The organism is Ruegeria sp. CDSC002 (assembly GCF_059610905.1).
Window position 1 is genome coordinate 1 of the sequence record NZ_JBXWOM010000003.1, and the last position, 12,800, is coordinate 12,800.

Sequence of the window (12,800 nt, forward strand, 5' to 3'; positions counted from 1 at the left end):
TGCGCGCAGCTGCTGAACACGCTTCCGTCTGATCTCAGCAGCAAACATCGGGCCAAACCTGTTCCACCAATATCGGATAGTTTCGTGGCTCACGTCGATGCCTCTCTCGTGCAGCAGATCTTCGACATTCCGAAGCGAGAGCGGGAAACGGATGTACAGCATCACCGCAAGGCGGATGATCTCGGGACTGGTTTTAAAGTATTTGAATGAGGCAGGTCTGGTCATGGGCAAAAGCTACGCAACTGCCCTGCCCCGCTCAAGCAAAGTTCTTCTGACAAGACCCTCATAACAATCAAGAAACAACGCGACCAGAGGGAGTAGGCAATTTACGAAATCGTCGAACTTAGATGAAGTATTTACCATAGGCCGTTTAACAACCAATTGGCCTTGGGTTCGTCTACAATGTGCGTTTTTCCGTTGTGACTGTAGACCTATTTTGTCGAATTTGGAGCAAAATCTCTGAAAATTGCGAAAACTTTACGGGTCTGAGACCATGAATGTTAGTTTTCAACCGTTGTTTTTTAACGAGTTGAATATGTTAAGACTAGGTGAATGGAAGCTATTGCCTGCAAAAAGTAGGCTCTCCCAGTATTTCTCCCTTGGGAATAGCTCCCAATCATCTTTCAAAGCGTTTTTGGAAATAGCCGGCCCAATATGCGTTCTTGCAGTTTTGCTTGCCTATAGCCTTCATAAGGCTTCTGCCGCGAGCTACGCATCGATCCTCATGTGAAACAATTTAGCTTCGGCCGAGATGCCAGGTTCTTTGCTTAAAGATGTTGCAACAACTACTAGTCTTAAAGCGGGCATTCGCTTCAATTGCCACAAAGTCTGACCGCTAAAAACACAATTCATGACCAGACTGCTCCAGAGGCCTTCAAATTCAGACCGACGTGAACACAGGCTAGGGCATGATTGTTCGTTGGTTCATTAAATGAAGTCTCCAAAGAAAATGTAACAAATGCAACAACAGTATGAGTTCAGTGAAATTGAAGGAACACCGCGTGAAGATCTATTCTGTATTCGTTTGGATGCTGGCCCTGACCTTGATGGTTGGCGTCATCGATGTGGCTTCCGCCAAGGAAAAAGGCGGGAAGTCAAAAGACAAGAAAGTTCAGTTGGATGGCAAGCCGGATAAGGGTCAGAAAGCTGTGCCGCCAGGGCAAATAAAGCGCTATTCAAGAGGAGCCAAACTTCCCGCCGACTTGGATTACTCGGACATCGGCGACCTTTCCAACTGGAAATTGAAACCTCCAGGAAAAGGAAATCGTTACATACGCGTCAACGATGAAATTTTGGAAGTTTCTGATGATCTTTCGACTGTAGTCGACGCCGTTGGCATCGTTGGTGACCTTGCTAAGTAAAACGGCTGAATCATAACACCTGGACTCAACGCGGTCAGCTGATTGATTTGGTCAGATGTCGGCTTTTGGACGGATAGCAGACCCAACGTTGCAAAGCGCCAACGTCCGCCTTGCGGACAAAGCAGACCTTACATTATTCAGTGTCGGGCGTCCGTCATTTGGTTAGGACGGTGCTATTTGGATTGGCTGAGTTGCTCATTCATGTCCGCAAAAGACACGGCCCAGAATTCCGCCAAAAACGCTGAACATTCTTGTTCGGAGATTTCCGAACGCGTTCCATCGGCATCGGTTGCTATACCCATTGTGTAGCGAAGCTCGGTGCCCGTCTTAGTTTCTGTCAGATGGTAGGTCTCAGGGAAGCTGACGTTTGGGCGCGCAGGGTCCAGAATGCGCGTTGAAAAATAATCAAAGGGTTCCCAATCTGTAACACGATAAAAAAAATGGGCCATTTCGTGTGCGCAATGATAGCCCGACCCTGGACCAAGGCGTCCAAGGGGGTTCTCCATCTTGATATCGCCGACGCGATTCATCCACTTCAGTTTATGTTCGGGAGCAACGAGAGCCTCCCAAACGACCCCAATGGGAGCGTCGAAATGATATCGCAAGGTCCATACGCCATCCTGCTCTTCCAAGAAATCGCGTTGGCGATCAGCGCGCATTTTTTTCCAAGATTTGGCCAAATCGTAGACCTTCATGCGGACTTCACCAAAATGTTCGATATCCTGCGAAAAAGGCTGCATTATTTCACTGACGTCCATGGCGGCGGCGGCGGCTTCGCTGAACAGGGCATAGCTGTGAATACTGGTGTTCTCAGATACGTCTGTTTTGGTCATCCGGTGAACAAGGATGACATCGGCTCCCGAAATGTCCTTAGTCGGGCCAAGCTGCATTTCGTCAAATTGGCCGTGGTGGGCGATGATTTTGAGGTCCAAATTGTCGACATTGGCGCAAGCTCGGCATGGGCATGTCGTGTTTGCGATTATGTCCTGCCGCCTGAGGGTAAATGCGTTGTACAGGTTTTCGCAGATGGTCAGAAACGTCTCACCCGACGGGAAATCCTGACGTGTCGAGTATGCAAGGACAGCGTCGCCCTCGGTTTTCCAAAAATGCAACGGATCGCCGACTTGCTCAATCAGTGCTGCCAACAGCGATTGCAGGATAGGATTGGCATGGTCCATTTCCGAGGATGTCAGGAATTGCGTGTACCCCGAAATATCGGCGATCAGCAGATACCCAGTGTGTGTTGCTGTCATAGTCCCCTCCCCAAAGAGCGGTCGGTACGTTTCTTGCACCAGTACCGGAAAAGTACACGCAAGCGTCTGTCATGGCCATACGGCATAGAAGGTCTCAATTTCAGATTGCTGTAGTCGACCGCTTCGGGCTCAAAGTAGACATTCAGAGGAGTCCGCCCAATGTCTGCTGTGCGGGACGAAGCCGTCATCCGATTTCGACCCTTCGCCGACGCAGCATAGGTTTGCATCTGCAGCGACCCCAGCTCCGTTTCGCAGCCCATGTCGCCAAACCGGTCATTCGCCGGCGGCATTCCCGCCCGAACAAAGATCGTACTTTCGCTGCGCTTTGTAAGAGTCATCAGTCTGCGGGACCTTGTTGCCGTTTGCTTCCGCGGTTGTTGCTGACGCTGCATTTGCTCATGCTTGCAGCACGGCCATCTTTGCACCGTTGCCGAAGTCAGTAGTGCAGTCATTATAAACTGGTCTAAGCAGTCAAATCCAAACTGCTTTTTGGCTCTTTCACTCCTCGCACACATGGCAACGGAGCGCCGGTCTATCCCACGCGAAATCCCACATGTAATGTGCGGGCCTCACGTCGATCTTTGCCCGGATGCCGATCTGTTTTGCAACCCCACCCAGCGAACATGAGAGCGCCCGACAGCCGTGGGACGCCCTCAAATGCTCATGCAATCACGTAAGGCTTGGGGGACCGTTAGGGCAGTCGATCAAATACCCCCAACCGCCGCTCTCCAGCTTTTTGGCGACCTCGGTGGATTGACCTTCGGCCAACACCGTGCCGTCCGGTGCAATCACACTCCAATTTGCGCGCAGCATGGCGACATCACCATTAATGACCTCGCTGAACACCTCGCTTTTGATCTGAGGGCGGATGTCCAAGAAACCTTCAAAGGCTTTGCGAGCCCCTTCCAGCCCTGTCAGTGGCGGCTGGTCGGGTGGAAAGAAGATCTGGCAATCTGGATGAAACATCGAGGTGATGCCATCCAGATCACCTTCTTGCAGATAGGCGCTGACGCAATCAGCGATTTCACGGGGTTGATGGGCAATGCGTTGTGTCATGTCGTTGCCTTCGGATTGGGGGTGATCAGAAATCGAAGGCACCAGCGTCGCGCATCGCGTCAGGCAGCCACGTTTCATGGATGTGTAACCACGTCACTGGATTGGTCATCTTGACGACAACACTTGTGACGCGCGCGTTGTTTTTCTCTGCTGATAGCGCAGCACCCATTTGCCATTCGGTGTAGGTCGCCATCACCAGATCACCGATTTCATGCCGGATCGTGACATCGCGAATTTTGGTACGGAAATCCTTGTTCGCCCCATAGCCACGGTCAAAACCGCCCCGGAGCATATCGCCGGTCATGATGTGCCCCTCGGGCGGGATGAAGATGATGTTCGTATCTAGGCGTGACAAGAACTGTGGGTCCAGTTGGTCGCGCTCAACGGTTCCGTTGAACCACTCAGTAAAGAAGTCATGAAGATCGACGAATTCTTTGGTGACAATCTCAAGCGTATTCATGTCGAGCTCCTAAGCTAAAATTGCATTTTGGGGAGAATTGGCAGCGCCTGATCAGGCGCTGCCTCAGCCGTTTACTCCGGGCCGTTGTTGTCCATGTCGAGGAACATTTTCCACGCACCGCTCTCGTCGCGCTTGTAGCCAAGCATCAAGCGGCCTTCGGGCTTTTTGACTTCGCCGGTATCGCGCATCTTCATGGTGCCGTAGAAACGGCCAGACACAATGACCGTGTCGCCATATTCCTGCAACTCTTCGATATCATAGCCTGATGTAATCTCGGCGGCTGCGATACGCGGGTTGTACTTGTCATGGATGGCCTGCGTGCCAACGGTGACAGGCTGGCGTTCATTGATCGTCATGACATTTGGATGGCAAGTTGCTACCATTTGCTCGATGTCGCCGCCGTCTAGGCCGCTATTCCAAAGGTGGATGACTTCTTCGATTTCTTTACGGACACTCATGATCTTACTCCTTGGCTTATTGGGCGAAGAACCGGTCATCTACCAACTCTTCACTTCTTCATTTTTGCGTCTTGCTGAGTATGTACCGCACTGTTATCGTAAGAATAACCCTACATTATCCTAACGTTATGATCGGAAAAACGAACAATGGCCCGTAGCAACTTTGCTGACATTCGTGTCTTTGTCGAAGTCGCGCGCCGTGGTGGTTTCCGCGCGGCGGCTGAACATCTTCAGCAAGCTCCGGCGTCGGTGAGTGGGGCGATCCAACGTTTTGAAGACCGTCTGGGCGTGCGGCTGTTCGAACGTTCATCACGGTCCGTCGTGCTGACACCGGCGGGCGAACAGTTCTATGTAAAAAGCCTGCCCGCCATCGTTGATCTGGAAGGCGCGCTGGAGGACATCCATGCACAGAAAGATGAGGTCGCTGGCACCTTGAGGCTTTCGGCGCCTTACAGCGCTGGCCCCTTCTTTCTGGATGATCTGGTCGCGCGTTTCGCGGCTGCATTTCCAAAGGTCGATGTCGAAGTGATCTATGATGATCAGAAGGTCGATCTTCTGACGTCAGGCGTCGATGCCGCCATTCGTTCAAGCACGCTACTTGGGCCAGATACTCATGCCGTTTCTGTTGGGCCAGAGTTAGAAATGACCATCGTCGCATCTGATGCGTACCTTGCGCAGAAGGGGACACCCGACCATCCGCGGGACATCCTAGAGCACGGTGCAATTTGCTATGCTTTTGGCTCGGGTGGTAATCTGGCCGCGTGGGGGTTCAACGGGCCAGAGGGCATGTACACGATACAGCCAAAACCGCGTATGGTGGCAAACGATATGCGGTCGCTTCTTGCTTATGCAAAGCAAGGGCTTGGTCTTGCGTATCTTTACAGGGAAATAGCCGTGCCCCATCTGGAAGAGGGTGGCCTGACCGAAGTTCTTAGCGGCCAAGTGGGACAGCTTCCGCGCTATTCTTTAAATTACCGCAGTAAGCGTAATATGACACTACGGCTCAGAGCATTTGTCGATATGGCAAAAGCGTCAGGCAAGGCGGCGTAGCGCAGGTTGGGGCGATTTTCCGGGTCAGCCTGGCATTGTTGCGACGCTGTCAGAACACAAAGCCGCGTCGCCCGAGAGATGATCAATTAGCGCGCGCACCCGCGTTGTGAGGCGCCTGTTCTGCGGGAAGAGCGCAGCAACAGTATATGGCGAGACCCGGTGCTTAGCAAAAAGTTCAACCAAGTCGCCGGACCTGAAGGCCTCCGCCACCGTGTAGGCGGGGCAACGTGCGATTGCAGCGCCTGTTGCAGCGAGCCTGGCTGCGGCTGCGGGCGCGTTCATGCGAAAGCGTCCACTGACTGAGACAGCCTCTTCCTGGCCATTGATATTGAACCTCCAGACGGTGGGCTCGGTCATGTTCCCGTCGAGAATACACTCATGCGTGGCCAGCGCGCGCGGGTGGTTTGGCGTTCCAGCTTGCTCCAGATAGGCAGTTGATGCGCAGATCACCAAGGGCATGCGGCCCAGTTGCCGTACCTTGAGTGAGCTGTCTCGCATAGGGCCAATCCTGATGGCGAGGTCGAAGCCTTCTTCAATGATCGACACGCGGCGGTCAGAGAATTGCAGATTTAGTTCCACGTTGGGGTGTTTCGCTCCAAACTTTGCAAGCGACGGCGTTAGCCGCAATGCACCGAACCCGGTGGGGGCCGAAATGTGTATTGCACCACGTAGCGACGTCTGATCGTGTCTGACCCTTTCCTCCAACTCATCAAAGCCATCAAGGAGCGGTTCACACAGCGTCAGGTATGTCGCGCCGGCGTCTGTCAAAGAGACACTACGTGTGGTGCGGTTGAGCAGCTGCACACCAAGCGCGTTTTCCAAGTCAGCGACGTATTTGCTGACCAAACGCGCAGATCGCCCCATGCGTTGCGCAGCAATCGTGAAAGAGGCGTTCTTGGCGACAAGCGCAAACGCCCGCATTCGGTCAATTTTATCCATCTTATTGCGCCCTTTCAGGGCTTAAACACTCGCCAACTTAGACAATTATCGCTGAAGTGTGCAACTGGTAGGGCTTGCGCATACGTTGAAAAATGACTGGAGCCACAAATGCCAAACGCCGTTCGCATTCACCATTTTGCAAAATCAGGTCACGCCCATCGCGCCTTGGTGTTTGCGAAACTCGCAGGGATCGCTCACGAAGAAGTTCCCGTAGATCTGGCAGGTGGTGAACATAAATCGCCCGAGTTCTTGGCGATGAACCCAAATGGGCAGGTGCCCGTCATAGAAGATGGCGATCTCATTGTCTCGGATTCAAACGCGATCCTCGTCTATCTTGCACGGACATACGCGCCCGACTGGATGCCAAGTACCCCGGTCGACGAAGCTAATGTTCAGCGCTGGCTCACCCTTGCGGCGGGCGAACTTGCCTTTGGATCATGTGCTGCACGTTTGATTACTGTGTTTGGCGCTCAGTTGGACGTAGATTTCGCCGATGCGACCGCGACAAAGGCGATGCAAAAGCTGGAACATGGGCTGGCAGGACGTGATTGGTTAGTTGGCGATCGCCCGACGATCGCAGATGTCGCCAATTATTCCTATACCGCCCATGCGCCTGAGGGAAAAATCTCGCTGGACCCTTACCCGAATGTCCGCGCATGGCTCACCCGGTTCGAAGCCTTGCCAGGCTTTGAAGCGATGCCTGCGACCGCTGTCGGCCTCATGGCCGAATAAAGGGATTTTGTCATGACAACCGAAGCCCCCCGCCACCCGTTACCTCCGTTTACGAAAGAGACCGCAATCGAAAAGGTGCGCCTCGCAGAAGACGGTTGGAACGGCCAAAACCCGGCGAAAGTCGCCCTTGCATACACACCTGACAGCAAATGGCGCAACCGCGTCGAGTTTCCGAAAGGGCGTGCGCAGATTGAAGAATTCCTGACCCGCAAGTGGGCCAAGGAATTGGACTACCGTCTCATCAAAGAACTGTGGGCCCATGACGGCAATCGCATCGCGGTGCGATACGCCTATGAATATCACGACGACAGCGGAAACTGGTTTCGGGCCTATGGCAACGAGAATTGGGAATTCGACGAGGATGGCTTCATGGCACTTCGTTTTGCCAGTATCAACGAGCACCCTATTCAAGAGGCGGATCGCAAGTTTCATTGGCCGCTTGGTCGCCGTCCTGATGATCATTCGGGGCTAAGCGATCTGGGGCTTTAGTCCTAACGCTGTCGCACCAAGAATCGTTGACGCCTTCCATCCGATGGAAGGCGTCAACCGAAGCATCGCAAGACAACTGATTTTCAAACGGATGATTGGGACACGAAATGGTTCGGACACATAGATCGCACAAAGGTGAGCTGCTGCTTCAAAGGCGGCGCAATACGCCCAAAGAACTGATCAACGCCATTCCTCAGTACATAGATAGCGATATGCCGCAGCAGCACGCAGATTTCTTTGCGGGCCTGTCTTACTTGCCACTGGCGACGCTGGATCGAGACCGGCGGCCGTGGGTCAGCTTGCTGGTCACACAGTCGGAAAGTGATCCGGCGGTTGGCATCAAGATTACGGGTCACAACGCAATGGACGTCGTTGCAGAAAGCAACCCACACGATCCCTTTGTACGTGCTCTAACGCAGAACACACAGCCCGGCCCACAACCACAGCTTTTTGCTGGTGTTGGCGTAGATTTCACCAACCGTCGCCGAAACAAAATCGCTGGCGCAATTCGCACGTCCTTCGTGGAAGACACAGGAAAAATCAACCTGCAACTGGTATCCGACCAACACTTAGGAAACTGCCCCAAATACATTACCTTGCGCGATTTAGCGCACAAACAGCGCACCGCCGAACGCATGTATGACAGCTTTCAAAACCGCACTTTGGCCTTGCCGGATGCGGCCAAGGCGGTTGTGGATCAGGCCAGCACGGTCTTTCTGGCGACAAAGCACAGTGGAGATGAAACCGCGACTGGCACCAAGACGGATATGGGGGTCAATCATCGCGGCGGCGCTCCGGGCTTCACGCGTATCTACGAAGAAACCGATGGCGACCACATCACGACCTATCTGGTTTTGCCCGACCATTCGGGCAATCGTTTCTATCAGTCTTTGGGGAATATTGAGACGGATCCGCAGGTCGGCCTCGTATTTCCAGACTTCACGACAGGTGATGTCCTCTACATCACAGGGGATGCCGAAAACCTGCTAGATAACGAAGCCGAAGCATTGATGCCACGTGTCAGCATGCTAACGCGCATCAAGGTAACGGGCGCGGTATTTGTGAAAGATGGTCTGAACCTCAGGCTGACATCCGACGAACAGTATTCGCCCTATAATCCACCGGTGCGACACTTGCGTCAGGAGTTACAACAAATGGGGCACGCACTCCTTGCACACGAAACGTCGGCAGCCGTCACAGCCACACTCGTGTCGACGAAACCCCTTTCTGACAGCATCACAACCTTCAACTTCGCACTGTCGCAGCTGATTGATGCGCCATTTCCCGGCGGGTTTGGTGTTTTCGATTTCTCAGGTCTCCTCGACGCCGGATACAGTCACATGAACGAAGCCAACCCCCAGCTCGTCAACGAAGACTATGTGCGCACCTGGACGCTTTCGAACGCGCCCGGTTTCGATACCGCAAGCAAAGCGTTCGCTGAGACTGATCAGGTCAGCATTACTGTCAAAAGAAAGCCGGGCGGCTTAATGTCGAATGTTCTGCACGACAACGCTGACAAACTGATCGCGGACAAGCTGCCCATCGCATTCAAAGGCTCCGGCGCGGGCTTCACCTGCTTCACGCAAGACACTAAGAACGCTCCTCCAAATATCCCATCCAAGATGCTTTGGATCGCAGGTGGTGTTGGCATTACCCCATTCATGGCGATTTGGGACGGCATCCTTGTGATGGCGAGTTCACAGCCGCAAACATCGACCGACATCGTCCTGTTGTTCTCTGGTCGTGGTGACGAAATCAAAGTGCTAGAGCATTTTGCCAGGCAAATTGGGCCAGTCCCAGCCAATGTTAAACTGTGCATTGTCGCGTTCCAAAGCGTCGGAGATGACCCATCGGTCGCAAAATCTGCACGGGATGATCTGCGTCTGGCATTTTCTGAGGATGGGCTGCAGATTGAAGAACGGCGTGTGCAGGTTGAAGATATCGAATGCATCTCAGCAGTCGACTCGCGAGAGGTCTACATGTGCGGACCTGATGCGTTCATGACTTGGGGTGAAGCAGCGCTCACTGAACTAGACGTTGAGGAAAGTAGGCGTCATCGTGAATCCTTCATCTTCTGACTACAAGACTCACAAAGCCGATGACGGTTTGGCCCGCAGGCAATGAATTCTGCATCAGATCTTTGCTGCATTATGTACGAATGTCTGGTCTTTCCGCTGCGTGGCAGCATTAAAATTTACACCGGCGCAGCATTTCCCGCGCTGCATGCGCGCGCAGCGAGAAAACCGAATTTACAGGACGGGCTCGGAGCAGTCATTCGCCGCACTCGGCATGAACGACTGCTACGCGGACAAAGCAGCCACTGAAAGCAAGTTCGACCCTACCAATGAACGAAGACCACGAATGACAATCACAAGTACGTGGGTTTTCCTCTACGACACGCTCGTAGTCAGAAAGAGAAGGTTACACCAACCAGTGGTCCTGTTTGCATGACGTCATAGGCGAATGTCCCATCGGCCCGTTCAGTCTCATAGTCGATTTCGTAGTGCCGCCATCCGAAACGAATAGAGGTATTTTCCCAAGCTTGATAGGCGAAGCCCAGCGAAACACGCCAGTGGGAATTGACATTTTCGCCACCAAGGCCTGCGTCAGCCGCAGCAACCAAGAACCAACGGTCCGAGAGCTCCCACGTGCCACGAGCGCCAACAACCACCTCGGTCCATGTTTCAGTCCCGCCAAGGGTAACGCTAGGCCCCAAAGTGGAAACGTCTGCCTCCTGCTTCAGTTCATTGTAGCGAAGCCCAGCTTGTAGATCGACAGAGTATCGGTGGCCATTGTTGCCATAAACCCCATTTGCAACTTTGTAACCGCCCAAAAATCCGATCCACGATTGCTTAACATCGAGGTCAACTTCAATGTTCCCAGCCGGAAGCGGGATGGATTGTTCGGTCCCTAGCTTTGCGTAGTTTGCGTCGACTATGAAACCCCAGTTCCCCGTCCAACCTTCGTATTGTGCCGAGATGCCGAAGTCCAAGAGATCCAGCGCGTCTTGAAAATCCAAATCAAGATCAACGCTGGTATTAGCAATAGTCGAAGTCCCGGTCAGCGATTGTGGAAGAAAACCGTAGACAGTCACGCCATGTCGCCAGTCTTCAGAAAATGAAAGGGCCACGGGTTCGGCCTTTGTGACCGAGGGCAACACTATGCCGAAAACAGCAGCGATAAGAGCCAGAGATTTCGGGGAGAAAAAGAAAGCAAGTTTCATCGCGTTCGATCCTTCAATCGCGCAAGTTCTAGATAAACCTGACCGGACTGTGCCGGTCAGGACACCTGATAGGGGGCCGCTTAATCCGACTTTCTAGTGAGACCTTGAGCAAATAGGATGTTGTCCACGAGTTCCTTTGTTTCAGGTCGAAGGTTTTCAATTCCGCCATACAGTGGCCCATGCCCGGGAGGCTTGTCAGGATAAAGCTCTTTCATGGCAAGATGGCGTTGGGCCATCAGACTGAAATTGGCGCCGAAACCTACTCCAATACGAATGGAATCCTGCGGCCGATCCTCGCGCGGGTTCTTGTATAGGTCGTACATGGCAGCAAGGATGGGGTTTCCGCCAGGGGGTGGCAAATGCATCTTGTATTGTTGCTTGACAAGAGATCTCAGCACAAACCCTTCGTAGACGAATACATAATCTCGACGCCCATGCGTTTCCCCGAGAAGCCAAAGCGCGGTTTGATCGACCCCGTCGATAATCCGGTCGCGTGGGATGCTCGCCTCGCCGTCGCCCAGTCGCGCAAAGGTGCTGAAAAGATCAGAAACGTGAGTGATATCTTTTACGCGTGTCCCTTCCTCAATCATCCCGGGCCAGCGGACAAAGGCATTAACACGAACGCCACCCTCCAGATGCTCGGTCTTGCCGCCGCGATATATCCGGTCGGACTGGCCGCTCTTGTCGACGAACTCCATGAACGGGCCATTGTCTCCCATGATCACGATGATCGTATTGTCTGCTATTCCCAGTTCCTTGACCCGAGACAGGATTTCACCGATGTAACCATCGACCTTAACGATAGCTTCTGCGACCGGTCCACCGTTCAGAGTCTGCGCTTGTTCGATATCAGTCCTGGTAAAGCTGATCGGGAACAGCGGCCAGTACTGCAAAAAGAACGGCTTGTCGCCTTTGGCGAGCTTTTCCAGTTGATCTAGAGTGCTCTGCTTGTAGCGCTGCCCCATGGCAACATAGTCGTCCTGCGAGAACTTCTGCCCCGGCTCCATGTGGACCTCTCGTATCGCTCCACCTTTTTCGCCGACGGTTCCATAGACCATTGCATAAGGGTCGATGCGGAATATGTCATCCAGCATCAGATCGGTTGAACGAAGCCGCAGATCGACACCATCAACATGTCCTTCGTTCAAAGCCATCGAATTCATCAAGGCAAGTTGCGCCTGTTGGTGAATCGGATGTTCGGCATAATCGAAACCTTGGTTGATCGCATAGCTTTGCTCGATATCACCCATGTGCCACTTGCCGATATGGGCCGTTGCGTAGCCATTCTCGCTCAGCACTTCGGCCAAGGTCACTTCGCGGTCCGCCAAACCTTCGCCCTCAGGAACCGCTTTGGCCTCATCGAAACCGGTCCGGACCGGGTGTCGCCCGGTCAACATGGCGACTCGAGTGGGTGTGCAAGACGGTTCGGTATACATCCGCATCATGGACATACCTTGGTCTGCGAAGTTCGTTATGTTTGGTGTCGAGTATCCACGTACCACGTCCAGATCTGGCATTCCGACTTCGCCAAACCCTACGTCATCCAACAGGATGTACAGTATATTTGGGGGGTTTCCGCCGTTCTCATCTCGGAACTCCGCCAGCTTAACGTCGATGTCTTTGTCTTCAGCTGCCCAGCGATCTCCGTGCTGACGTTCCAGAATTCGATACTCGGCGTCTCGAATGATCGAGCCTTCTTGAGCCCGAGCTATGGATGTCGACAAGACAAGAGCGACCCCGAAAACCGGTACTAGGAATTGATATAGACTTCGCATTTTG

Annotated in this window: 12 protein-coding genes and 1 pseudogene; 5 read left to right on the forward strand and 8 right to left on the reverse strand. The window is 53.2% G+C overall.

Annotation, left to right across the window (positions count from 1 at the left end):
• Window positions 1–225 (reverse strand): annotated as a pseudogene (locus AC2FJE_RS06165) (IS6 family transposase); the annotation flags it as partial.
• A gap of 776 nt (window positions 226–1,001) precedes the next feature.
• On the opposite strand from AC2FJE_RS06165, the gene AC2FJE_RS06170 reads away from it, so the two are divergent.
• Window positions 1,002–1,361, forward strand: a complete 360-nt coding sequence (locus AC2FJE_RS06170) for a hypothetical protein (RefSeq protein ID WP_496760770.1) — start codon at window positions 1,002–1,004, stop codon at window positions 1,359–1,361.
• Between the two features lie 173 nt (window positions 1,362–1,534).
• On the opposite strand, the gene AC2FJE_RS06175 is transcribed toward AC2FJE_RS06170, so the two are convergent.
• The 4 genes from AC2FJE_RS06175 to AC2FJE_RS06190 all read right to left on the reverse strand — a co-directional run bounded on the left by AC2FJE_RS06175 (window position 1,535) and on the right by AC2FJE_RS06190 (window position 4,588).
• On the reverse strand, window positions 1,535–2,614 hold the full coding sequence (locus AC2FJE_RS06175; RefSeq protein ID WP_496760771.1) for a DUF2652 domain-containing protein: 1,080 nt from the start codon (window positions 2,612–2,614) through the stop codon (window positions 1,535–1,537).
• 669 nt (window positions 2,615–3,283) lie between these two features.
• Window positions 3,284–3,670 carry a YybH family protein gene (locus tag AC2FJE_RS06180; protein ID WP_496760772.1) on the reverse strand — a complete coding sequence of 129 codons (387 nt, stop codon included), beginning with the start codon at window positions 3,668–3,670 and terminating at the stop codon, window positions 3,284–3,286.
• Between the two features lie 25 nt (window positions 3,671–3,695).
• On the reverse strand, window positions 3,696–4,130 hold the full coding sequence (locus AC2FJE_RS06185; RefSeq protein ID WP_496760773.1) for a hypothetical protein: 435 nt from the start codon (window positions 4,128–4,130) through the stop codon (window positions 3,696–3,698).
• A 71-nt stretch (window positions 4,131–4,201) separates the two neighbouring features.
• Window positions 4,202–4,588: a YybH family protein gene (locus AC2FJE_RS06190; protein ID WP_496760774.1), complete on the reverse strand. Its 387-nt coding sequence runs from the start codon at window positions 4,586–4,588 to the stop codon at window positions 4,202–4,204.
• Window positions 4,589–4,735: 147 nt separating this feature from the next.
• Here AC2FJE_RS06190 and AC2FJE_RS06195 point away from each other — a divergent pair, with 147 nt between their 5' ends.
• Window positions 4,736–5,638, forward strand: a complete 903-nt coding sequence (locus tag AC2FJE_RS06195) for a LysR family transcriptional regulator (protein ID WP_496760775.1) — start codon at window positions 4,736–4,738, stop codon at window positions 5,636–5,638.
• A gap of 24 nt (window positions 5,639–5,662) precedes the next feature.
• Here AC2FJE_RS06195 and AC2FJE_RS06200 read toward each other — a convergent pair whose 3' ends face one another.
• A complete protein-coding gene (locus tag AC2FJE_RS06200) occupies window positions 5,663–6,577 on the reverse strand; it encodes a LysR family transcriptional regulator (RefSeq protein WP_496760776.1) in 915 nt (304 codons plus the stop codon).
• 108 nt (window positions 6,578–6,685) lie between these two features.
• Between AC2FJE_RS06200 and AC2FJE_RS06205 the strand changes: the two genes are divergently transcribed.
• From AC2FJE_RS06205 to AC2FJE_RS06215, 3 genes are all read left to right on the forward strand, one after another.
• Window positions 6,686–7,309, forward strand: a complete 624-nt coding sequence (locus tag AC2FJE_RS06205) for a glutathione S-transferase family protein (protein WP_496760777.1) — start codon at window positions 6,686–6,688, stop codon at window positions 7,307–7,309.
• 12 nt (window positions 7,310–7,321) lie between these two features.
• Window positions 7,322–7,798: a nuclear transport factor 2 family protein gene (locus tag AC2FJE_RS06210; protein ID WP_496760778.1), complete on the forward strand. Its 477-nt coding sequence runs from the start codon at window positions 7,322–7,324 to the stop codon at window positions 7,796–7,798.
• 107 nt (window positions 7,799–7,905) lie between these two features.
• The gene (locus tag AC2FJE_RS06215) at window positions 7,906–9,876 is read left to right on the forward strand and encodes a pyridoxamine 5'-phosphate oxidase family protein (protein ID WP_496760779.1); all 1,971 of its coding nucleotides are present in this window, start codon (window positions 7,906–7,908) and stop codon (window positions 9,874–9,876) included.
• A gap of 329 nt (window positions 9,877–10,205) precedes the next feature.
• Here the strand turns inward: AC2FJE_RS06215 and AC2FJE_RS06220 are convergent, their stop codons facing one another.
• A complete protein-coding gene (locus AC2FJE_RS06220) occupies window positions 10,206–11,021 on the reverse strand; it encodes a hypothetical protein (RefSeq protein ID WP_496760780.1) in 816 nt (271 codons plus the stop codon).
• 80 nt (window positions 11,022–11,101) lie between these two features.
• Window positions 11,102–12,796 (reverse strand): sulfatase-like hydrolase/transferase, encoded by a 1,695-nt coding sequence (locus tag AC2FJE_RS06225; RefSeq protein WP_496760781.1) that lies wholly within the window; start codon window positions 12,794–12,796, stop codon window positions 11,102–11,104.
• Window positions 12,797–12,800 lie beyond the last annotated feature (4 nt).

Bases quoted from the DNA above. Each gene is read 5' to 3' on its own strand.
- AC2FJE_RS06175 (WP_496760771.1), bottom strand. From the start codon at position 2,614: ATGACAGCAACACACACTGGGTATCTGCTGATCGCCGATATTTCGGGG.
- AC2FJE_RS06180 (WP_496760772.1), bottom strand. From the start codon at position 3,670: ATGACACAACGCATTGCCCATCAACCCCGTGAAATCGCTGATTGCGTC.
- AC2FJE_RS06185 (WP_496760773.1), bottom strand. From the start codon at position 4,130: ATGAATACGCTTGAGATTGTCACCAAAGAATTCGTCGATCTTCATGAC.
- AC2FJE_RS06190 (WP_496760774.1), bottom strand. From the start codon at position 4,588: ATGAGTGTCCGTAAAGAAATCGAAGAAGTCATCCACCTTTGGAATAGC.
- AC2FJE_RS06195 (WP_496760775.1), top strand. From the start codon at position 4,736: ATGGCCCGTAGCAACTTTGCTGACATTCGTGTCTTTGTCGAAGTCGCG.
- AC2FJE_RS06200 (WP_496760776.1), bottom strand. From the start codon at position 6,577: ATGGATAAAATTGACCGAATGCGGGCGTTTGCGCTTGTCGCCAAGAAC.
- AC2FJE_RS06205 (WP_496760777.1), top strand. From the start codon at position 6,686: ATGCCAAACGCCGTTCGCATTCACCATTTTGCAAAATCAGGTCACGCC.
- AC2FJE_RS06210 (WP_496760778.1), top strand. From the start codon at position 7,322: ATGACAACCGAAGCCCCCCGCCACCCGTTACCTCCGTTTACGAAAGAG.
- AC2FJE_RS06215 (WP_496760779.1), top strand. From the start codon at position 7,906: ATGGTTCGGACACATAGATCGCACAAAGGTGAGCTGCTGCTTCAAAGG.
- AC2FJE_RS06220 (WP_496760780.1), bottom strand. From the start codon at position 11,021: ATGAAACTTGCTTTCTTTTTCTCCCCGAAATCTCTGGCTCTTATCGCT.
- AC2FJE_RS06225 (WP_496760781.1), bottom strand. From the start codon at position 12,796: ATGCGAAGTCTATATCAATTCCTAGTACCGGTTTTCGGGGTCGCTCTT.